Source organism: Priestia sp. RMT2NF4 (assembly GCF_047872835.1).
GTDB lineage: Bacteria > Bacillota > Bacilli > Bacillales > Bacillaceae_H > Priestia > Priestia zanthoxyli.
In genome coordinates, this window is the sequence record NZ_JBLQZO010000001.1 from 20,986 (window position 1) to 43,283 (window position 22,298).

Annotated in this window: 21 protein-coding genes; 19 read left to right on the forward strand and 2 right to left on the reverse strand. The window is 37.7% G+C overall.

Features of this window, described 5'->3' with window-relative positions; genetic code table 11:
* Positions 1 to 279: 279 nt before the first annotated feature.
* On the forward strand, positions 280 to 1,731 hold the full coding sequence (locus ACMX9J_RS00110) for an NADP-dependent glyceraldehyde-3-phosphate dehydrogenase (protein WP_047751174.1): 1,452 nt from the start codon (positions 280 to 282) through the stop codon (positions 1,729 to 1,731).
* Positions 1,732 to 1,837: 106 nt separating this feature from the next.
* Here the strand turns inward: ACMX9J_RS00110 and ACMX9J_RS00115 are convergent, their stop codons facing one another.
* Entirely contained in the window at positions 1,838 to 2,134 is a 297-nt protein-coding gene (locus ACMX9J_RS00115) for a hypothetical protein (protein WP_028413740.1), read from the reverse strand.
* Positions 2,135 to 2,626: 492 nt separating this feature from the next.
* Here ACMX9J_RS00115 and ACMX9J_RS00120 point away from each other — a divergent pair, with 492 nt between their 5' ends.
* Entirely contained in the window at positions 2,627 to 3,136 is a 510-nt protein-coding gene (locus tag ACMX9J_RS00120; protein WP_025749002.1) for a hypothetical protein, read from the forward strand.
* 60 nt (positions 3,137 to 3,196) lie between these two features.
* Entirely contained in the window at positions 3,197 to 3,865 is a 669-nt protein-coding gene (gene fsa, locus ACMX9J_RS00125; protein ID WP_416225283.1) for a fructose-6-phosphate aldolase, read from the forward strand.
* Positions 3,866 to 3,928: 63 nt separating this feature from the next.
* Here fsa and ACMX9J_RS00130 read toward each other — a convergent pair whose 3' ends face one another.
* A complete protein-coding gene (locus ACMX9J_RS00130; protein ID WP_176344204.1) occupies positions 3,929 to 4,822 on the reverse strand; it encodes a sigma-70 family RNA polymerase sigma factor in 894 nt (297 codons plus the stop codon).
* Positions 4,823 to 5,123: 301 nt separating this feature from the next.
* On the opposite strand from ACMX9J_RS00130, the gene ACMX9J_RS00135 reads away from it, so the two are divergent.
* The 16 genes from ACMX9J_RS00135 (at position 5,124) to fabG (ending at position 22,144) form a co-directional block, all read left to right on the forward strand.
* A complete protein-coding gene (locus ACMX9J_RS00135; protein WP_416225284.1) occupies positions 5,124 to 5,648 on the forward strand; it encodes a DinB family protein in 525 nt (174 codons plus the stop codon).
* A 189-nt stretch (positions 5,649 to 5,837) separates the two neighbouring features.
* Positions 5,838 to 6,890: an aldose epimerase family protein gene (locus ACMX9J_RS00140; protein WP_176344203.1), complete on the forward strand. Its 1,053-nt coding sequence runs from the start codon at positions 5,838 to 5,840 to the stop codon at positions 6,888 to 6,890.
* Between the two features lie 244 nt (positions 6,891 to 7,134).
* The gene (locus ACMX9J_RS00145) at positions 7,135 to 7,476 is read left to right on the forward strand and encodes a DUF3870 domain-containing protein (protein ID WP_098112817.1); all 342 of its coding nucleotides are present in this window, start codon (positions 7,135 to 7,137) and stop codon (positions 7,474 to 7,476) included.
* 225 nt (positions 7,477 to 7,701) lie between these two features.
* A complete protein-coding gene (gene glaH / locus ACMX9J_RS00150; protein WP_028413735.1) occupies positions 7,702 to 8,637 on the forward strand; it encodes a glutarate dioxygenase GlaH in 936 nt (311 codons plus the stop codon).
* Positions 8,638 to 8,665: 28 nt separating this feature from the next.
* Positions 8,666 to 9,883 (forward strand): L-2-hydroxyglutarate oxidase, encoded by a 1,218-nt coding sequence (lhgO, locus tag ACMX9J_RS00155; RefSeq protein WP_034264638.1) that lies wholly within the window; start codon positions 8,666 to 8,668, stop codon positions 9,881 to 9,883.
* A 265-nt stretch (positions 9,884 to 10,148) separates the two neighbouring features.
* Entirely contained in the window at positions 10,149 to 11,579 is a 1,431-nt protein-coding gene (locus tag ACMX9J_RS00160; RefSeq protein WP_051418574.1) for a sigma-54 interaction domain-containing protein, read from the forward strand.
* 370 nt (positions 11,580 to 11,949) lie between these two features.
* Complete coding sequence (locus tag ACMX9J_RS00165) at positions 11,950 to 13,098, forward strand: acyl-CoA dehydrogenase family protein (protein WP_028413733.1); 1,149 nt, start codon at positions 11,950 to 11,952, stop codon at positions 13,096 to 13,098.
* Between the two features lie 54 nt (positions 13,099 to 13,152).
* Positions 13,153 to 14,778 carry a long-chain-fatty-acid--CoA ligase gene (locus tag ACMX9J_RS00170; RefSeq protein WP_034264635.1) on the forward strand — a complete coding sequence of 542 codons (1,626 nt, stop codon included), beginning with the start codon at positions 13,153 to 13,155 and terminating at the stop codon, positions 14,776 to 14,778.
* Positions 14,768 to 15,649 (forward strand): 3-hydroxyacyl-CoA dehydrogenase family protein, encoded by an 882-nt coding sequence (locus ACMX9J_RS00175; protein WP_416225285.1) that lies wholly within the window; start codon positions 14,768 to 14,770, stop codon positions 15,647 to 15,649. The genes ACMX9J_RS00170 and ACMX9J_RS00175 overlap by 11 nt, the downstream gene beginning before the upstream one ends.
* A 49-nt stretch (positions 15,650 to 15,698) precedes the next feature.
* Positions 15,699 to 16,556: a 3-hydroxyacyl-CoA dehydrogenase family protein gene (locus tag ACMX9J_RS00180; RefSeq protein ID WP_028413730.1), complete on the forward strand. Its 858-nt coding sequence runs from the start codon at positions 15,699 to 15,701 to the stop codon at positions 16,554 to 16,556.
* A gap of 30 nt (positions 16,557 to 16,586) precedes the next feature.
* On the forward strand, positions 16,587 to 17,735 hold the full coding sequence (locus ACMX9J_RS00185) for an acyl-CoA dehydrogenase family protein (RefSeq protein WP_416225286.1): 1,149 nt from the start codon (positions 16,587 to 16,589) through the stop codon (positions 17,733 to 17,735).
* A gap of 23 nt (positions 17,736 to 17,758) precedes the next feature.
* Positions 17,759 to 18,946, forward strand: a complete 1,188-nt coding sequence (locus ACMX9J_RS00190; RefSeq protein WP_028413728.1) for a thiolase family protein — start codon at positions 17,759 to 17,761, stop codon at positions 18,944 to 18,946.
* A gap of 22 nt (positions 18,947 to 18,968) precedes the next feature.
* Positions 18,969 to 20,132, forward strand: coding sequence for a thiolase family protein (locus ACMX9J_RS00195; RefSeq protein WP_416225287.1), 1,164 nt, complete (start codon positions 18,969 to 18,971; stop codon positions 20,130 to 20,132).
* Positions 20,133 to 20,160: 28 nt separating this feature from the next.
* Positions 20,161 to 20,943 carry an enoyl-CoA hydratase/isomerase family protein gene (locus ACMX9J_RS00200; RefSeq protein ID WP_416225288.1) on the forward strand — a complete coding sequence of 261 codons (783 nt, stop codon included), beginning with the start codon at positions 20,161 to 20,163 and terminating at the stop codon, positions 20,941 to 20,943.
* 18 nt (positions 20,944 to 20,961) lie between these two features.
* Positions 20,962 to 21,366 (forward strand): PaaI family thioesterase, encoded by a 405-nt coding sequence (locus ACMX9J_RS00205; RefSeq protein ID WP_028413725.1) that lies wholly within the window; start codon positions 20,962 to 20,964, stop codon positions 21,364 to 21,366.
* Positions 21,367 to 21,382: 16 nt separating this feature from the next.
* Complete coding sequence (gene fabG, locus ACMX9J_RS00210) at positions 21,383 to 22,144, forward strand: 3-oxoacyl-ACP reductase FabG (protein ID WP_416225289.1); 762 nt, start codon at positions 21,383 to 21,385, stop codon at positions 22,142 to 22,144.
* The last annotated feature ends 154 nt before the right edge of the window (positions 22,145 to 22,298 follow it).

The following is a 22,298-nucleotide window of genomic DNA, read 5'->3' on the forward strand; positions in this document are numbered from 1 at the left end:
ACTTATTTGTATTGTACGAATGAAAGAAATTTATATATATTAAAAATACGAAATATTCATTAAATTATACGAGGGTTTGTTTTAAGTTAAAAAGAAAAAAGCTGCTGCTTTAAAGGCAACAAGTAAGCAGTATAAGATTAAGGAGTTACACGGAATATAAAAGTTATAGAAATGAATACAAGTAGAGTTCTTTTTGCTCAAATATTCACACAGTTTTTATTCGTAAAAAAGACTGAAAATTTTGATAATAAATTTCACTTTTATTAAGGGGGACTTTTTATGACAACAACGGTTTTAAATGTATCAACTTATTCTTTTTATCTTAACGGTGAGTGGAAAGAAAGCAAATCAGGGCAGACGATCGATATTGTTTCTCCATACCGTCATGATGTGATTGGAAAAGTGCAGGCTATCACAAAAGAAGAAGTCGATGAAGCGGTACATGCCGCGCAAAAAGCTCAGAAGGGGTGGGCGGAAACTTCTCTGCAAGACCGTGCCAAATATTTATATAAGTGGGCAGATGAGCTGGTAAAAATGCAGAGTGAAATTGCCGAAATTATTATGAAAGAAGTTGGAAAAAGCTTAAAAGATGCAAGGAATGAAGTCGTACGCACGGCAGATTTCATTCGCTATACAGTTGAAGAAGCTCTTCATATGAACGGAGAAAGCATGAAAGGAGATAGCTTTCCTGGAGGTTCTAAGTCAAAGGTTGCGATTGTTGAACGCGTGCCTTTAGGCGTGGTACTCGCGATTCCTCCTTTTAACTATCCGGTAAATTTGTCTGCTGCTAAGCTTGCGCCTGCGCTTATTTCAGGAAATGCAGTTATCTTCAAACCCGCAACGCAAGGAGCGATCAGCGGTATTAAGATGATTGAAGCTCTTGATCAAGCAGGTATTCCACAAGGACTTGTAAACGTCGTAACGGGCCGCGGATCTGTAATTGGTGATTACTTGGTTGAACATAAAGGCATTAACATGATTTCGTTTACCGGAGGAACAAATACGGGTACTCAGTTAGCTAAAAAAGCAGGCATGATTCCTCTTGTACTAGAACTTGGAGGAAAAGACCCGGGTATTGTATGTGAAGATGCAGATTTGCAGGAGGCAGCAAAACATATTATAAGCGGAGCATTTTCTTATTCGGGTCAGCGCTGTACAGCTATTAAACGTGTACTTGTACATGAAAAAGTAGCAAACGAGCTGGTCGACATCCTAAAAGAAGAAGTACATAAACTATCAGTGGGTTCTCCTGAAGATGGATGTACAATCGTTCCATTAATTGATAGTAAGGCAGCGGACTTTATTCAAATTTTAATTGCAGACGCGCTCGGAAAAGGTGCAGAAGTTGTGACTGGGAACAAGCGTGAAGGCAACCTTATCTATCCTACTCTTTTAGATAACGTGAATGATACTATGCGTGTAGCATGGGAAGAACCATTTGGTCCTGTGTTACCAATTATCCGCGTCGCTTCTGACCAAGAAGCCATTGACATCGCAAACGAATCAGAATTTGGCTTACAAGCAAGCGTTTTTACAAAAGATATTAATAAAGCCTTCTCAATTGCAAATAAAATGGAAGTCGGTTCCGTTCAAATCAACGGCCGCACAGAACGCGGCCCTGATCATTTTCCTTTTATCGGCGTAAAAGGATCCGGTATGGGCGCTCAAGGCATTCGTAAAAGCATTGAATCCATGACTCGTGAAAAAGTAACGGTATTAAATCTTCAATGATTGAATTCCAAGAGCTATCCAAATCGAGTCAGTAAAATGTAGAGAATCTCATGGAAAAAAGCCTGTGCTCCAAAAAGCACAGGCTTTTAAACGTCTTATTTACCTATCACTCGATTCCATCTTTATAGTTCTTATGCCAGTTTTTATCACCTTTGTGCTCGATATCTTCAACGGTTTTTTCGAGCTCTGACATAATGAGTGTTTTTACTTCATAGATGGTATCAAAAAAAGCTTTCTCTTCATCCGGATTCGGCTTTATTTTGGCTGCTGCCGAAATATCAACATATCTGCGATGTTCAGTTGTTAATTTATCAAGCGCATCAAAAATATGAGAGGTAAGAACAGCAACCTCTTTATGATTATCAGGCAGCTTTTCTTTTAATGTTTCAATTCTTTTATCCATGTTAAAGTCCCCCTATAACGTGTTGTATTTATGTAACTTTCCCACTAATAAAAACGAATAACCTTAAAAAGTAAAAAAATATGGGAATTAGCACGTGAAACAAAAGTATACTACAGGATATCATGTTAAAGTGAAAAAACGGTGAAATGAGTGGCTATATTTTTGCATAGAGGGTATGTAATAAAGGTCGGTTTTTTTGAAGAGATAGTTGCCTTAAGACACATTGAAGCACACAATCAACATAAAAGTTCATCTATTTTTAATAGATGATGACCTTTTATGACTACTTTTTACGATTTTATGACTTTTTTTGAATGAATTTGATTGTTTTTGATGATTTTTCGAATAATCTGATATATAATGAAAGCGTAAACAGTAAAACATGTCCGTTGGTTAAGAAAAACATCCACAAAAACTGGATTCGTTATTACATAAAATCAGACCTCTGTTTTTTTATAAAAATAAATAGAACTTGAGAAAGGGAGAATGAGAATGGACATATTGGATGCAAAAGTAGTGAATACAAAGTACGGTTTAGAAACATATCTGGATGTATCAGAAAGCGTAGAAATAAAAGAAATTCATATGCCAAGTTCAGAGAATCAATCTCATAAAATTAAATTTGGAATTAAGTATTTTCTTTTAAGAGAAGGAAAGTATTACGATAGCCAAAAAGGTTATTTTTGGCTTTGTATGAATCACGATTTTAGCAGCCTTATGCTGAGTGAAACGGAAACAGAGAGTTTATTTGCAGTTAAAAGTGAAGAAGAAAGAGAAGCAACAAAAACGCTGTTAGCAGAATGGTTTATCCAAACGAATGCGTATAAAGAAGTCATCAACGAATGTATCCATCAGATTAAAACGGAGAATATTCGTACAGAGGAAGACATCGAAGACCGCGTGGACGCTATACAATTTTTAGAAAAACTAAAGGTATTAACTGCAAAAGAGATTGAAAACGCTTCTATAGAAAATCTATATGCGCTGCAGCAAATTGGCTAGGCGATAGTTCACGCAAGTTGAGATGCAGATTGATGTACAACAATAAGGAGGAATAGTGAGATGAAATTTTTTATTGATACAGCAAACCTTGAGGATATTAAGAAAGCATATAAAGTTGGTGTTCTAGCAGGTGTAACAACCAATCCATCTTTAGTAGCAAAAGAAGGCGTAAGATTTGAAGACCGCATCGAAGAAATTCTTCAAATGGTACAGGAGGTTGAATCCGTTTCCGCTGAGGTAACGCCTGACGCACTTTCTGCTGAAGACATGATCGCTCAAGCTGAAGAACTGATTAAAATTAACGATGGAGATAAAAACATTACGATTAAGCTGCCTATGACATTAGCTGGCTTGGAAGCGACGCGCTACCTTGCAAAAAAAGGTGTAAAAACAAATGTAACCCTAATCTTTACAGTAAACCAAGCGCTTTTAGCAGCTCGTGCTGGAGCGACGTATGTTTCTCCATTTTTAGGACGTCTTGATGATATTTCAGAAGACGGAGTACAGCTGGTATCTAAAATTGCTGAGTTATTCCGCGTTCAAAACATCGACTCTCAAATTATCGCCGCATCTGTAAGACACCCGGATCATGTAACGCGCGTAGCACTTGCAGGGGCTCATATTGCCACAATTCCATACGCTGTTATTGAGCAATTAGCAAAACACCCGTTAACTGACCAAGGAATGGAAAAATTTGCAGCGGATTGGGAAAAAGCAGTTAAAGCTTAACCAAAAGTCATATCAATAAAAAAAGCTTGGGGTAAGCATAGCTTATTCCAAGCTTTTTATCGTTTAACTAGCTAGTTTCTTTTTGCGTAAACGCTCTAAGCGTCGCTGCACGCTATTTCTCGAACGCCCGAGCAGCTGCCCAATTTCTCGCTGATTGCGCTTTTCCTGATAAAACATACGCCACAATTTAGCATCTTCTTCTGCTGTCCACTTTTTATGCTCGTATTTAGGGCGCTTTACATAGTCTAGCCTTCTTTGTTCATCCACCCACGCTGGTTCTGGAATAAGCGTATTTTTAGGTATTTTAAAAAAGTTAAGGCACGATTTATTTTGTTCAGCCCACTTCCAAAAAGATTGAATGTCAATTCCCATGAATGTTCTGGTCTTGGCGATGATCATTTTATACGGTAGATTCTCTTTATGAATCCACTTGTAAATTGTGTGAACATCTACTTCAAGGCAGGCTGCTAGCTCACACGCTGTGATATGTCCTACGTGCGATTTAGCTCCATACACCTCTAAACGACTTAACCTCGATTCTAGTGCCTGCACACTTCGCTGCAATTTCGCTGATATGCGCGAAAGGGGTTTTATTCCGTAATACCTTAGCAAATATTCGTCTTCTTGTACGGTCCATCTTCGCATCGCAGTTTTTCGAGTTACACCCAAAACTTTTATGCGCGTAGCAATAGAAGAAGGACTTCTGTCTAAGGAGTCTGCCATTTCACGGTTGTTCATGATATCAATGTTCTGCTGTAAAAAAGCATCTTGTTTCGGCGTCCACTTTTTACGTAAAGCTGTATCTGAAGCTCGAAGATTTAATCGAGTAAGCCGTTTATTAACCGATTCCTTGCTTCTATGTAAATGCTCACCCATCTTTTGAAGCGTCATAACGCCATAGTGTTGGATAAGAAATTTATCTTCTTCTTTTGTCCATCGCTTTTGATTTTTACTCACTGTTGTCTCACTCCAATTCAAACGAAAAGCTCAAGATGAAAAAGTTGCTAGCAATCTATTTTACGAATGAGCAGTACCCATTCAGACTGATACTCACTGCGTTCTAGCCTGTATATATTTTATCATATTTCTGCAGAAAAACCAAACGTGTGTTCTGTTTCTGTTTTAGTAAGCATTAAAGTAAGTAGAAGATTAGCTCCTTCCTTTAATAAAAGTCAATTGTGGTAAAATTGACTAGAATCGCAAGAATTTTTACATAACTGACAGCTCAGCATCATTACGTTGAGAAAGGGGAATGAGCATGAATTTTAATTTAAAAGAAGCGACCGAAATACTTGAGCGTACGCCTCAGACGCTTGAAAAACTTTTGTCGGGTCTATCTGCAGGGTGGCTGCAATGTAATGAAGGAGAAGGAACTTGGAGTACCTCGGAAGTAATAGAACATTTAATAGAAGCAGAAAAAAACAATTGGATACCAAGGCTAAAATTCATCCTTCAAGAAGGAAAAGGAGGAGCTTTCCCTCCATTTGATCGCTATGCTCATTTACACAAGGAATCTACTAGTTCTATTGAAGAAAAGCTTCTTGAATTCAACATGATAAGAATGCAGAATTTACAACAACTAAAGCTGTTAATTAAGCCTGAAAAGCATCTTGAAGTGAGAGGAGAACACCCGGAGTTTGGGGAAGTAAAAGTCAGAGAGTTGCTCTCGACTTGGGTTGCTCACGATTTAACGCATATTGCCCAAATTGTTCGAGTAATGGCAGAACGATACAGAGAAGATGTAGGACCTTGGGAAGAATACTTAGGAATACTAAAGAAATAGCAATGACAAACAGTAGCCAGCCTTTATCATTCAAGCTTGAATTAGGAAATGTACACGATTACAATAAAATGAGAATAATGAAGATTCAGGAAGGATTGCAGAGGGAACTATAAGAACATATCCCATGTGCATAACATGTAGGGTCCGTTAAGCAATTTACGAATAAAAAGAGGATTGGACTGATTAAAAATGAAAGTGAATTTTGAGAAATTTGGCGAACTAAACAATCAAGCTGTACATGCTTATACCTTATTAAATGATGAAGGGCTTAAAATCACCTGCCTTGACTATGGATGTGTGATATCAAATATTGAAATGCCGGATTCTGAAGGGAAGATTGAAAGTGTTGTCTTGGGATTTGATTCAATAGAAGAATACCAAAAGTATTCTCCTTATTTCGGAGCTGTGGTCGGACGCGTAGCAGGACGTATAGGGGGAGCGGAGTTTCAGCTTAATGATGAAACCTATCGTCTAGAGAAAAATGAAGGAAATAACCATTTGCATGGCGGTTCAGAAGGGTTTAGCCACAAAATATGGCATGCAAAAACAATCGAGGCAAGTGATCACGTAGGTGTTGAATTTACATATGTAAGTAAAGACGGAGAAGAAGGGTACCCTGGCAATCTTGAAGTGAAAGTTACGTATACGTTGACTAATAAAAATGAGTTTCATATCTCTTACGAAGGAACAACAGATCAAGAAACTCTTATCAATTTAACAAACCATACGTATTTCAATTTAAGCGGAAATCTAAAGGAAACGGTCTTAGATCATGTTTTAAAGCTGAAAAGTAACGAATTCTTAGAGCTGAATGATGATCTTTTACCTACTGGAGAAACGATAAGTGTCACAGATACCCCATTTGATTTTAGAGAAGGACATAGCCTCAAGGAAGGAGTGGAATCTACACATCCGCAAAATGTATTAGTTGGTAAAGGATACGATCATCCATTTCTTTTAGAAGCAGAAACTGAAAACCAGATGTCATTATTTGATCCAGCAAGCGGTCGCAAAATAGAAGTCAAAACGGATCAGCCTTCAGTTGTTCTCTATACGGGAAATCATCTAGACGAAGAATTTGAAATTAGAGGGGTTCACTCAGAGAAATACCTCGGTGTTTGCTTGGAAACACAAGGTTTACCAGACGCTATTCATCATAAGCATTTTCCTTCTTGTGTATTAAAGCCCGGTGAGAAATATGAAGCATCGACTAAATATTTATTTACTAATAACAATATCTAAATAAAAAAGTGCTCTCATTGAGAAGAGCACTTTTTTATTGACGTTAAGAAGTTATAAAAATGATGAATATCCAAAGCCGATGCCAAGATCTTCGATAAACGAATGGTAAAAATAAAAAGACTTAGGGACAAAGGGCTTTTCAAGCTAATGGAGAATCCTTATATAGATTAATTAAATTGTTCCAGCTTACATATTTCAGGCTTAAACAGGATAACAAGGAGGTTTCATTTTGAAAAAAACAGTAATGCTAGCTGGTCACGCCAAGCTTCCGCAAGGGATGGCAGCCAGTGATATCCATCAGACTTTAACAGTTACATTAGAAACAGATTTAAAGTATTGGGTCATTTTAAATGCGTCCTGTACGCTTGCCACTGAGCATGCACAAAAGTTTTTGGACCAATTATTAAAAGGACACAGTTTGTTAGATGGTCTAGAAGCTATTATAAAAGAAATTGAAGAACATTATTATGGCAAGGCTCAATCTGCATTAGTTGCTGCAGTAAAAGATGCTTACAAACAGTACAATCAAATTAATTTAAATGAAAAATTAGAATTTTCAAAAATTAAATTGACAAATAAGCATTAACTTTGTAAACTAGAACTATCAAATTACTCCTAGAAAGGTTACCCTTTCGTGGTCAGTAATTTATTATTCTACTAGCATCTTAAATTAACTGTTAAGTCTATCGGACTTCATACCAGAAGCCATCAGTAGACCGTAGCCAGTAATATTATTTCTCTATGCATATGTATGCGCAGAGATGATATTACTGGCTATTTTTATTGCTTTGATTAAAAAGGAGGAGAAAACATGAATGTGACTCAAGAGGGAACAAAGTCTTTCATAGGAAAATACGATACATTTGAGGTAAAAGAACACTGCCATCATCAGCGCCTGTATTCAATTGAAATGAATAACGAAGTAATAGGTGCATTTTTAGAAGAGAATCAAGATGTAAATACACAGCAGTTAGAGTATGTACCCTATATGAGATTAGTACTAGCTGAGCGCTTGCAAAACGTAGCGGGCAAAACGTTTGTTGAGAAGATACGCGCTATTTTACATGATCGAACATCAGGAGGTTTTACAATTGGTATGCAGAATCAAACTACGAGTGATCAAGATTACGTCAAATTTTCTACAGCGCTTACTCATTTAGTAGGAGGAGTTAATTTTGATGCCATGTCTAACACCTACTACGCAAGATTTACTGTAAAAGATACGGATAGCAGTGATTCATATTTAAGGCAGGCTTATCGTTTATTTACATTGCATACAGATGGTACATTTGTCGATGAGCCAACGGACTGGTTATTAATGATGAAATTTGCCGAAGAAAATGCAGTGGGTGGAGAATCAAGATTACTTCACTTAGACGATTGGGAAGACCTAGGGAAATTTGCAAACCACCCATTAGCCACTTGTCGTATAGAATACAGAGCGCCTTCAAGTAAAAATGTCAGCCAAAATGTTTATAACCAAACATTCTATGAACAGAATGGGGAACCTTGTATTTGTTTCATTGACCAATTTGCTTATCCGGCTACGTTAGAACAAGCAGCGTATTTAAAAGATCTTTCTGATTCAATGGAAAACAGCTCGGCTACCATTGCCTTGCCCCTTCCAGTAGGGGATGTAGTGATGATTAACAATCGTTTTTGGCTCCATGGAAGAGCACCATTTGAAAAAAATTCAAATCTACATCGTGAGCTGTTAAGACAAAGAGGCTACTTTGCAAAAGTCTAAAATAGATTCGTATATGAGGAGGGAAAGGATGAAAGACATTGTTATTATTGGAGGGGGCATCGTGGGGTTATCAACGGCTTTCTCGCTAAGTAAACGTTTCCCTCACGCTCGCCTTGCAGTGCTGGAAAAGGAAAGTAGTTGGGCTAAACATCAAACTGGAAATAACAGCGGCGTTATCCATTCAGGAATTTATTATAAACCCGGGAGCCTAAAGGCGAAATTTGCAAGAGAAGGTAGCCGTCAAATCATTCAGTTTTGTCAAGAGCATGGAGTGAGTTACGATCAATGTGGAAAAGTAATTGTGGCGACTAAACAATCGGAGTTGCCACTACTAGAAAATTTGTTTCAACGCGGCTTAGCAAATGGACTTGACATTTCAACTATAGGCAGAGAACAACTACAGGAAGAAGAACCGTATGTTAAAGGAATAAAAGCAATAAAAGTACCACAAGCCGGGATTATTAATTATAAACAGGTTTGTGAAAAGATGGTAGATTATTTAAGAACACGCGGAGCAGAGCTGAATTTAGAAACGGAAGTCAAAAAAGTTCTGGAGCATGATGATAACGTCGAGATTATAACAGAAAATAAAACATTTACTGCAAACTATGTAGTGAATTGTACAGGACTGCATAGTGATCGAGTAACAAAAAGAGCTGGGGTCGAAATAGATTTGCAGATTATTCCGTTCCGAGGAGAATATTACGAACTAAAACCTGAAAAACACCATCTTGTCAAAAATCTTATATATCCCGTTCCTAATCCTGATTTCCCATTTCTAGGTGTCCATTTTACAAGAATGATTGGAGGCGGAGTAGAAGCTGGCCCGAACGCTGTGCTAAGCTTCAAAAGAGAAGGGTACAAAAAGACGGATATTAATATGAAGGACTTTTCCGAAGTTATGAAATATAAAGGGTTTTGGAAACTTGCCTCTAAGTATTGGCAAGAAGGCGCCAAGGAAATGTGGCGCTCTTATAGTAAAAAAGCTTTTGTCAAAAGTCTGCAAGATCTTATTCCGTCTATTCAAGGAGAAGATCTTGTGCCTGCTTCTTCAGGTGTAAGAGCGCAGGCACTTAAGTCCGATGGAACGTTAGTGGATGATTTTTATATTGTCTCAAGTAAACGCAGTATTCATGTATGCAATGCGCCATCTCCAGCAGCTACAGCGTGCCTTCCAATTGGAAAAGCCATTGCTAATAAAGTACCAGAAATTGAAATCAATCCACAAATTTTTATTCCTTCATAGTATTTGTCTCAATAACGTAGAGCTCAGGTTTTAACAATGGGCTTTGCGTTATTTATGTTTAGTAGAGACACCTCTAAACTGTATTACATAATGAGGAAAGCGTATTTTAAAAAATAATAAGTTCACTTCGAACCAAAGGTGTTAGGCAAGTTTGTAGAAGAAGAGGAGCTCTTTACTGCAGGAATTTGAAAACTTTTGGAGAAATAAGGAGAAATACTAATAAGTTTGTCGAAACTTTGTTGCTAATAAAAAGGGTGGGATTTGCATGAGCACCGAGTTATCAAAATTAGAACAAGTCACGCAAGAACTGAAAAAGTTAAAAACACTAAACCGTGAATTAGAAGCAATTATTGAGAGCTCGTACGACGTTATCTATATCACTGATAAAAATGGAGTTACCTTAAAGACAAACTCTGCAATTGAAAGGATTACAGGTATTCCAAAAGAATATTATGTAGGTAAAAACGTAGATGCTCTTATGAAGAGAGGCATTTTAAAAAGTTCGGTTACACATAAAGTGTTGAAACAAAAGCGGTCTGTTTCTACCATTCAATACAATTATTCAGGAAAAGAAACTCTTATTACTGGTAATCCAGTCATGAATGATGAGGGGGAAATAGAAAAAGTAGTCACAAATATTAGAGACCTGTCTGAATTAAATGAGCTGCAAACAGCTTTAAAAAAAGCAAATGAGCTAAATAATAGTTATAAACAAGAGATTGAAAAATTAAAGAGTTCAACAAAGAAAGAAGAAGATGTTATTATTACAAATCATCAAATGAAGCTCATTTATGAAATGGCTGAGCGTATTGCAGATGTAGATGCCACAGTATTGATTCTAGGTGAGACAGGTGTAGGAAAAGATGTATTGGCTAAATTTATTTATAGCAAAAGTACGAGAGCGAAGCAAGGGAATTTTATTAAGCTTAACTGCGGAGCTATTCCGTCTAACCTGTTAGAATCAGAATTATTTGGGTATGAAAGCGGAGCGTTTACAGGAGCGAATGCTAAAGGGAAACCAGGGATGTTTGAGCTGGCAGATAACGGCATACTTTTTCTCGATGAAGTAGGAGAATTATCATTTGAATTGCAGGTTAAGCTCTTAAGAACACTGCAAGAAAAAGAAATACGCCGAGTCGGGGCAACTAAAACGAAAAAAGTGAACGTACGTATTATAGCGGCGACGAACAGAAACTTAAAAGAAATGGTGCTCAACGGTGAGTTTCGTGAAGATTTGTATTATCGATTAAATGTCATCCCTATATCTATTCCCTCTTTAAAAGAAAGAAGAGATGACATCTTGCCTCTCATTCAGTTATTTTTAACTCAGATAAATCACAGATATAAAAAAGATAAAAGAATTGATGTCAAACTAAACGATTTTTTTTATCGCTACAATTGGCCCGGAAACGTTAGGGAACTCTCTAACCTTATTGAAAGACTCGTGCTTACTACTCAAGAACAAGAAATAAAAATACAAGATCTTCCGTTAGAATATAGAGAATCCAAAAATTCGAGCTTAGCGTTTGCTGAATTAATGACGTTAAAAGAAGCAGTAGAGCTAGCTGAGGAAAAAGTTCTGTCGCTTGCGGTCCAAGCATGTAAAACAACATATGAAATAGCCGACGCATTAAACACTAGTCAGCCTACTATCGTAAGGAAGCTTAAAAAATATCATTTAAAAATAAAAGAGTAAAAACAAAAAATAAAGGTAATAAGGGCAGTAGCGTATATAATCCACTCAAAAATGAAAGCGTGTTCATTTTGAGGTAATAGAATAGCATATAAATGACAAAAATGTGCTAAATTCGAAGAATTCAAAGATACTTATTAGTTCTTTGGATTCTTTTTTAATACAAAAAATCAGCTGATTCAAAAATAAATCAATTGATACATAGTTGAATTGAAAAAACAGCTATTTACCTCCTCAACACGTAGTTCTGATTCAAATTTGAATGTTCCTATTTTTTTATTTGTTAAAAAGTCTTATTAACTAGAGCTTGTGGTAGTTGGCATACTTCTTGCAGATAACATAAGTGAAACTTTTTTAGAGAGGAAGATGATCAATGACCGTAGCATTAACAGAAGAAATGCAGCAAATGAAAAGCATGATTCGAAACTTTGTGGAAAAAGAAGTGGAACCATTTGCACAGCAAATTGAAGAAGAAGACGCAATCCCGGAACACTTAGTAGAGAAAGCTAAAGATTTAGGGCTGTTTGGGATTAGTATACCAGAACAATATGGTGGAATTGGATTAAACACAGTAGAAAAAGCTACTGTATTAGAACAATTAGGAAGAACACATAACGGGTTTGTTTCATTAATCAGTGCTCATACAGGGATTGGAAGCACGGGTCTTGTAAAATTGGCATCAGAGTATTTAAAAAATAAGTATTTACCTGACATGGCAGCTGGCAATAAAATTGGAGCTTTTGCCTTATCAGAACCCGGTGCTGGATCTGATGCAACTAATTTAGCAACAAGAGCGGAGAAAAAAGGTAACTATTGGGTCATGAATGGCACAAAACATTTTATTACAAATGGTCCAATTGCCGATGTGTTTACAGTATTTGCATTAACCGATAGAGAAAAAGGAGCAAAAGGTGGAATTACAGCTTTTTTAGTAGAAAAAGATTTTCCTGGGTTAATTATTGGCAAGAAAGATAAAAAGATGGGTCTAAGAGGCTCTTACACATCTCAAATTATTTTTGAAGAATGTATTATTCCAGAGGAAAATGTAATTGGCGAAGTAGGAATGGGATATATGTCTGCTCTTAAAATATTAGGAGAAGGGCGTGTAGGCTTAGCAGCTAGAGCAGTTGGATCATGTGATAAATTAATTGAATTATCGGCGAGTTACGCAAAAGAACGTATTCAGTTTGGTAAGCCTATTGCTGATAATCAAGCAATTCAATGGATGCTAGCCGATATGGCAACAGAAACAGAAGCAGCAAGAACATTGACTATGATGGCAGCACAAAAAATTGATGAAGGAAAAAAAGTGGTTAAGGAAGCTTCAATGGCGAAATTATTTGCATCTGATGTGTTTAATAGAGTAGCAGATAAAGCTGTTCAAATTCATGGTGGAATGGGATATGTGTCAGACTATCCGGTCGAGCGCTTTTATAGAGATGCCCGCATTACAAAAATTTATGAAGGGACAAATGAAGTTCAACGTTTAATTATTGCTAGAAATGTTTTACAAGAGTGTTAAAAAAGAATACATCTACATGTATTAACCTGAAACATAGAGGAAGGTGAAAGCTTTTTGCGCAATCTAATAACGCGGCCCTGGTCTACATTTTATGTAAAGGAAAAAGAACTGAGAGTTCCAGAAATTTCGTTGTACGCTATTTTAGAGAAAACAGCCAACCAATACGGGAAGCAAACGGCAATTATTTTTGAACATAAGAGAATTACGTATAGTGAATTAAAGCACCAAGTAGATTGTTTAGCCGCTTCTTGGAGAGATATGGGCGCTTACAAAGGGCAGCGAATAGGCTTAATGCTGTCCAATCATCCGGATTACATTATTTCTTATTATGCCGCCCAAGCGCTTGGGCTTATTGTTGTACAGGTAAATCCAATGTATACGCCAAGAGAACTCTTCCAAATTGTAAGCGATTCCAAAATGTCTTATCTTGTGACAGATTCAGGTGCATTAAACGCAGTTTGCGAAGTATACGAAAGCTATAAATTCAAGCATATTTTTGTATCCCAAGACCAGAAGAAGACTCAGGGTCATTTGTTCCATAGCCTAGAAGATTTAAAACGCTCTAGTCATCCCTTAGATAAACCTGCTGCTGTGTCTGTACATCAAGATGTAGCTGTTATTCAGTACACAGGAGGAACAACAGGACAAATGAAAGGAGCGATGCTAACACACTACAATTTGGTTGCAAACGTAGTCCAAAGTTATTGTATGTACGGAGAAAAAATGCTCTTAGGACAAGAAGTTATTTTAACTGCAACTCCTCTATATCATGTATATGCCATGACAAGTGCGATGAATTTAGGGATATATATTGGAGGAACGCTGCTACTATTTAAAAAATTTGAAGTAGATAACGTTTTGGAGTGTATAAAAACATATCGTCCAACTTTTTTCCCAGGTGTTCCTAAAATGTATAATGCTTTTGTGAATCATCCCGAAGTAGAAAGTTACGGACTGGAGTGCTTAAAACTGTGTTCCTGTGGATCAGCACCTCTTCCAATTGAAATTATTAAACGTTTTGAGTATTTAACAGGAGCGATAATTGGAGAAGGTTTCGGACTTTCTGAAGCATCTCCATCTACGCATCGAAATCCTACCAATGGCGTAAGAAAGATTGGAAGTATTGGAATTCCAATGCCTGGAACAGATTGTATGATTATTGACGATAATGCGCAAGAATTACCGCCTAGATGTGTTGGAGAATTACTCATAAAAGGACCCCAAGTCATGAAAGGTTATTGGAATAATGAAAAGGAAACGCTTCGCTCTTTGCAGGATGGATGGCTTTTAACGGGAGATTTAGCCACTATGGATGAAGAAGGTTACTTTTACATAGTTGGAAGAAAAAAAGAAATGGTTATTGTAGGGGGATTTAATATTTACCCTCAGGAAGTAGAGAGTATTTTGTACGAACATCCGGCTGTAAAAGAAGCAGCTGTAGTTGGTATTCCTGACCAATCGAACGGAGAGGTTATAAAGGCATATATTGTTCCAAAGGATGAGTGTCAAGTAGATTTAGAAGAATTAAAAGGACATTGTTATATGAAACTAACTCGTTATAAAGTTCCAAAGGAGTTTGAAATAAGGGAGTCTCTTCCTCGAAATGCGGTTGGCAAGTTATTAAAAAGACTATTGGTGCAAGAGGAACAAGAGAAGGAGGAACATAAAAATGCAAATTAAAGATATTAAACAAATAGGGGTCGTTGGATCTGGCGCAATGGGATCACAGATTGCTATGGTATGTGCCTTAGGTGGATACTCTGTTATTTTGCACGACGTTAGTGAAGAAAGTCTTACAAAGGCAAAAGAGTCTTTGCGTGGCCATATGAATAAAAAAATAAGCAAAGGTAGATTAACAGAAGAAGAAGTAAATAATGCATTCGGCAGATTGATATTTTCTTCTTCATTGGAGGAGCTGAATCACACAGACTTGGTTATTGAAGCTATCGTAGAACGGTTAGATGCTAAGCGTGAGCTCTTTGCAAAGTTAGATAAAATAGTCCCGGAGCACGCAATCTTAGCAACAAATAGTTCAACTATTGTTAGTTCAAAAATTGCTGATGTAACAAGCAGGCCAGAAAAAGTGTGTAACGTTCACTTTTTTAATCCAGCACTGGTGATGGAACTTGTAGAGGTAGTGCGTGGACCTCATACGTCAAAAGAAACAGCTCAATTGGCAGTAGAATTTGTAAGAAATATTGGAAAAACACCGGTTCTTTTGAAAAAAGAAATTTCAGGTTTTATTGCCAATCGTATCTTAGGCAAGTTAATGGATGAAGCTGTTTACTTACTAGAAAATGGATATGCTGATCACGAAGAAATTGATCTGGTTTGTACAAAAGCTCTAAATCACCCTATTGGTCCTTTCTCACTTATGGATTTAACAGGAATTGATGTAAATTATTTTGTTCGGATGCAGCGATATCAAGAAAGTGGTAATGAAGCTGATAAGCCCGCACAAATTGTGCAAGACAAAGTGCATAAAGGAGAACTGGGCCGGAAAACTGGAAAAGGATTTTACACTTACAATCAAGCAAAGGTTCAAGCATAAGAAAGCTCACGAAAAAGAACTGTCTTAAGACAAAGAAAGGAGGATATCAATGGTTCAACACGTAAGTGTCATTGGCGCTGGAACGATGGGACGAGGGATTGCTTACACGTGTGCGGCAGCCGGACTTTCAATTGCTGTACATGATATTGATCCTCATATGCTAAAGACCTGTAAAGAATATATAGCTGGACAATTTCAAAAAGCTTCAGAAAAAGAGCTCCTAACTGTTGAACAGGCAAACGCTTATTCTGAAAATATTTTATATACTACAAGTCTCGAAGAAGCAACTGAGCAAGCAGATTTAGTAATTGAAGCTGTTCTTGAAATTATGGAATTAAAGATTAAGATCTTTAAACAACTTGATAAATTTGCTCCTAAGCATGCTATTCTGGCGACAAATACTTCTACAATGAGTCCAACAGAAATTGGAGCACAAACAAGCAGACCATCTCAATGTATTGCTCTTCACTTTTTTAACCCCGTTCCCAAAATGAAATTAATTGAAGTTATCTGCGGATTAGAAACATCGGAGGACACGGTAGCTAAAAGCTTTCAATTTGGAGAGAAAATTAAAAAAGAATGTGTCAGGATTAACGAGTTCCCAGGCTTCGCAGTCAGTAGAATGAATTGTTTAATAGGAAATGAAGCAATGAAAATGGTAATGGAAGGTGTTGGAAGTATTAATGATATTGATAAAGCTATGAAGCTAGGTTTAAATCATCCAATGGGTCCTTTAGAGCTAGCAGACTTAGTCGGGTTAGATACGAGGCTGCGTAATATGGAATATCTCTATAAAACACTAGGTGAGACATATCGTCCTTGTCCTATTCTTACTAAGTATGTAAAAGCTGGAAGGTTAGGTAAGAAAACTGGAAGAGGATTTTATGAATATGATCATGAAAAGTAGCGAATTAGAAAATAGAAAGAAGGGTTGAGAATGGACTTTCGTCTAAGTGAAGACATTCAGTTTTTGAAAAAAAATGTGCGGGACTTTGTACAAACAGAAGTAGAAGCAGTAGCGATGCAGATAGAACAAGAGGATAAAATTCCGCAGCGAATTATCGACATGTCGAAAGATTTAGGCTTATTTGGACTAAGTATTCCAGAGCAGTACGAAGGGCTTGGAATTGGAATGGTTGGAAAGTGTGCACTATACGAGGAGATCGGAGCTACGCACAATGGATATACAACGTTAATTGGAGCACATACAGGAATTGGTACAGTAGGTATTGTAGAAATGGGCAACGACGAACAAAAACAAAGATATTTGCCCGCTATGGCTCGAGGTGAAAAAATTGGGGCGTTTGCGTTAACAGAGCCTAGTGCTGGTTCAAACGCTACGAATTTAAAAACAACTGCTGTGAAAAAAGGAGACAAATATATTTTAAATGGGACAAAGCACTACATTACAAATGCTACAGAAGCTGATGTGTTTACAGTAATGGCCATAACAGATCCAGATAAAGGGGCAAAAGGCATTACATCTTTTATTATAGAAAAAGATTTTCCCGGTTTTCATGTTGGAGCTGTAGAGAGGAAGATGGGGCTTAGAGGCTCACATTCAGCTGAAATTATTTTAGAAGATTGTGAAGTACCCGTTGAAAATGTATTGGGAGCAGAAGGTCAAGGATACGTTAACGCTCTAAAAATTTTAGCAAATGGACGTGCTGGATTAGCAGCACGCAATCTTGGTTCCTGCCAGAAGCTGCTTGATCTAAGTGCAGCGTATGCACAAGAACGAATTCAATTTGATGTTCCAATTATTGAACATCAAGCCGTATCACATATGCTTGCTGAAATGGCTGTAGACGTTGAGTCGTTACGATCATTTACATACCGCGTAGCATGGATGGTTGATAAAGGAATGAAAGTAATCAAAGAAGCGGCTATGCTAAAACTATTTGGTTCAGAAGCATACAATCGCGTTGCAGATAAAGCTGTACAAGTTCATGGAGGCATTGGCTATATTGCTGACTATCCAATTGAACGCTTTTTCCGAGATGCTAGAATCACCAGAATATATGAAGGAACATCTGAGATTCAGAAAAATATTATAGCTGGACAATTAAAAAAAGAATATAGTTAACGGTTAGTAAAGGAGGAGAAAAAATGCAAGAAGAAATCGTTATTGTAAGCGCTACCAGAACACCTATTGGGCGTTATGGAGGTGCTTTGAAAGAAGTCAGCTCCGGTCATCTAGCAAGTCTTGTTATCGAAGAGTCTGTAAAAAGGGCTAATATCGCGGCGGAACAAGTGAGTGAAGTTATTTTCGGAGAAGTAAGACAATCAACAGAAGCATCGAATGTTGCCAGAGTAGCGGCTCTAAGAGCAGGGATACCCGATACTGCACCAGCTTTTACCATCAATCGATTATGTGCATCAGGTATGCAGGCAATCGCCTCAGCTGTTCAGCAGCTACACTCAAATCAAGCAACAGTTGTGGTGGCAGGCGGAACAGAAAGTATGAGTCGTGCACCTCTTTATTTAAGAAATACACGTTTTGGAGGAGACAGATCTACTTTAGTAGATTCAAATACAGAAAATGGTCAGCAGCCTCAGGAGATATATGGTCAGCATCTAGGTATGGGAGTTACAGCGGAAAATGTAGCTGAAAGGTACCATATTTCAAAAGAAGATCAGGATGGTTTTGCAGTAGAAAGTCAACAAAAAGCTGCCAAAGCTATAAAAAATGGGGCATTTAAAGATGAAATCATTCCAGTTAAGATCCAACAAAGAAAAGCCACTGTTACAGTTGATCGAGACGAACACCCTCGCCCTCAAACGACAATTGAACAGCTATCGAATTTAAAGCCTGCTTTTAAAGAAAATGGAACTGTTACAGCTGGTAATACTTGTGGACGAAATGACGGAGCTTCTGCATTAGTTTTAATGAAAAGAAGAGAAGCTGAGCGCTTAGAGCTTAAACCTCTAGTAAGAATTGTCGATTGGGCGGCAGCTGGAGTTTCTCCAGAAGTTATGGGAATCGGTCCTGTTCCAGCTGTAAAAAAATTATTACAAAGGACTGGAAAAAAAGTAGAAGACATTGGGCTTTTTGAGCTGAATGAAGCATTTGCTTCTCAAGCTTTAGCTGTTATTCGAGAGCTTAATTTAGACGTAAATAAAGTGAACGTCAACGGAGGGGCAATTGCTCTTGGTCATCCTGTTGGAGCAACAGGCGCTCGTATAGTAACCACTTTACTTCATGAGATGATCCGGAGACAGGAGAGATATGGAATTGCTACTCTTTGTGTAGGTGGAGGACAAGGTATGGCAATCATGATTGAAACCATTCTTTAAATGTTAATAAGGAGAGGATTTTATGAAACAGCCTGTTATCGTATCAGCGGTTCGAACCGCCATTGCAAAACAAGGAGGAACTCTTGCTAATATATATCCCTCCGTTTACGGCGCTGCTGTCATGAAAGAAGCAATCAAACGTGCTTGTATTCAATCAACAGATATTGATGATGTCATCTTTGGAAATTGTCTGGCTGGAGGAGGAAATATGGCAAGGTTAACGTTACTCGAAGCCGGTTTGCCTCTAGCAATTCCTGGTATGACCATTGATCGTCAATGCGGTTCAGGAATTAACAGTATAGGTCTTGCCGCTGATCAAATTCGAGCAGGAAATGGAGAGATCTTTCTTGCGGGTGGAACAGAAAGTATGTCACGTTCACCATACTTACTTGCACCACAAAGCAGACCTTACGATCGAATGCCACCTCAATTTATAAAGCGAAAACTTTCTCCGAATCATATTGGAGATCCTTCTATGGGGATTACTGCGGAAAACTTGGCTGAAAAGTACGAAGTAACGAGAGAAGAACAAGATTTATTTGCTTTAGAAAGTCAGCAAAAAATGACCAACGCGATAAACAGGGGATACTTTAAAGAACAAATTGTACCTATTAATATTACGAATAGAAAAGGAGAATCTTATTTATTTAATCATGACGAACACGTTCGTCCGAGTACGACCATAGAAGATTTATCAAAACTTTCTCCCGCCTTTAAAAAAGAAGGAAGTGTAACGGCAGGAAACTCCTCTGGTGTTAATGATGGAGCGTCAGCAGTTGTACTTATGTCCGAAAATCGTGCAAACGAAGAGGGCATAGAAGTATTAGCGAAAGTAAAAGAGTGGGCCGTTGCAGGAGTAGATCCAAATATGATGGGGATTGGACCAGTGCCAGCTGTTCAAAAAGTGCTTCAAAAAGCAGGCTTGTCTCTTGAAGATTTCGATTTAATTGAATTTAATGAGGCGTTTGCTGCTCAGGTACTTGCTTGTAATCGAGAGCTATCTATGAATATGAAAAAAGTAAATGTAAATGGAGGAGCAATTGCTCATGGTCACCCTATTGCAGCAACTGGGGCTATGTTAATTACAAAACTGGTGTATGAAATGAAAAGACGGGATGCAAAACGCGCACTCGTAGCAGCCTGCATCGGTGGAGGGCAAGGCATTGCTTTAATACTTGAACGATAAAATCATCAATAGTGGAGGTATCGTAAATATGATTACATTTGCAAATATAGACGTGCTGAAAAAAGGACAGCTTGCTTATATCGTAATTAATCGTCCTGAGCAGAGAAATGCATTGACAAAAGAAACGTTAGAAGAAATAACAGAAGCTTTAGAAGAAATAAAGAAAGATGAAACGGTAGCTTGTTTAGTTTTTACGGGGCAAGGAGATAAATCGTTTGCAGCGGGAGCTGATATTGGTCAGCTGCGTGAAAAAACAGTGCTTGATGCGTTAAGCCAAAGCGGTATGCAGCATGTGTACAATCTTATAGAAGGTTTTGAGAAGCCAACTATTGCTATGATTAATGGTTATGCTTTGGGAGGAGGCTGTGAATTAGCCATGTCCTGTGATATACGAGTCGCTTCTACAAGTGCCAAGCTTGGTTTACCAGAACTAAATTTATCAATTATTCCAAGTGCTGGAGGAACCCAGCGCCTAGTCAGAATTGTAGGGAAAGGAAAAGCACTGGAGCTAATTTTAATGGGGAAAATGGTTGATGCCGATGAGGCCCTTCGAATCGGCCTTGTATCAGAAGTTGCTAAGCCGGAAGAACTTGAAGCAAAAGTAGAAGAAGTCGCCAATCAAATTCTGTCAAAAGGCCCGTTAGCTGTGAAGTTAGCTAAGATTGCTGTAAATTTAGGGTCCGACGTGGACATGAAAACGGGGTTAATGATTGAAAAGCTTTCTCAAGCTATTCTCTTTTCATCAGAAGATAAAAGAGAAGGAACAACAGCGTTTCTAGAAAAACGAAAACCTGAGTATCAAGGAAAATAAGAAAGGAGGAAGCGTGAGTTGCCAATTACAGTAGAGGATATCCGCGAAAAATTTGAAGAGAACCCGTTCTTTATGCATATAGGGTTTGAGATTGTTAGATTTGAAGAAGGAAATGTGAATATAAAGTTAGATATTAAAGAACATTTACTTAATATAAATGGAACCCTTCATGGCGGTGTTCATGCGACAATGCTCGATTATATCCTTGGCATGGTTACTCGATCTGTAACAAAAGCAAAGGTAGTGACAACAAATTTAACTGTTCATTACCTTTCGAGCATATCTCAAGGAGAAATCTTTGCGGAAGCTAAAGTGCTGCAGGAAGGATATAAACTTGCTTTTACTGAAGGAGAAATTAAGGATGGTCAAGGAAATATTCTTGCAAAAGGGATTGGTACTTTCAAGCTGATTCGAGATAAATGAAAAGAGGAGAATAACAGTGGGTCAATTAAAAGAGAACGTAGCGTATATCACTGGGGGAAGTAAAGGAATTGGCAAGGCAATCGCCAAGACGTTTTCTCGTGAAGGAGCAAAAGTTTGTATTGTAGATCTTAATGAACAGGAACTCTATCAAACGATAGAGGAATTTCAAATGGAAGGACTGGACGTAACAGGTTTGGTCTGTGATGTAACGAAACGAGAGCAAGTAGAGAGCAGTATGGAAGAAATAGTCCGTACATTAGGGAGCATTGACATCCTTGTTAATAATGCAGGATTAACGAGAGATAATTCTTTTCATAAAATGACTGAAGATGATTGGGATCTTATTATGAATGTTCATTTAAAAGGAACCTATTTTTGTAGCCAAACTGCTCAAAAATATATGGTCCAGCAGCAATTTGGGAGGATTATAAATATTTCTTCAGTGTCTGCGTTAGGAAACAAGGGACAAGCTAATTATGCAACTGCCAAAGCTGGCATACAGGGGTTTACTAAAACTTTGGCAATAGAGCTTGGCAAATTTGGTATTACTGTCAATGCAATTGCCCCTGGATTCATTGAAACTGATATGACTAAAGCTACCGCAGAACGACTAGGCCTTAAATTTGAAGAGTTAATCGAAGAAAAGAAAAAGGTGATTCCCATGCAACGTACTGGAAAACCCGAAGATATTGCAAATACGGCACTCTTTTTTTCATTAAAAGAATCCTCCTTTGTCAACGGTCAAACCTTATACGTAGCCGGAGGGCCAAAATTTTAATAATAGTAGTGTAAGAGCAAATGATTGGTGAGTTGTTAATACCAATCGTTTTTTTATAAGATTTATAAAAGAACGTTTGATTTAAATATGAATTATGATTTTTCTTTGAATCACCGGCTTGTTTCAATAGATAAAGGAACGGGTCACATACTTA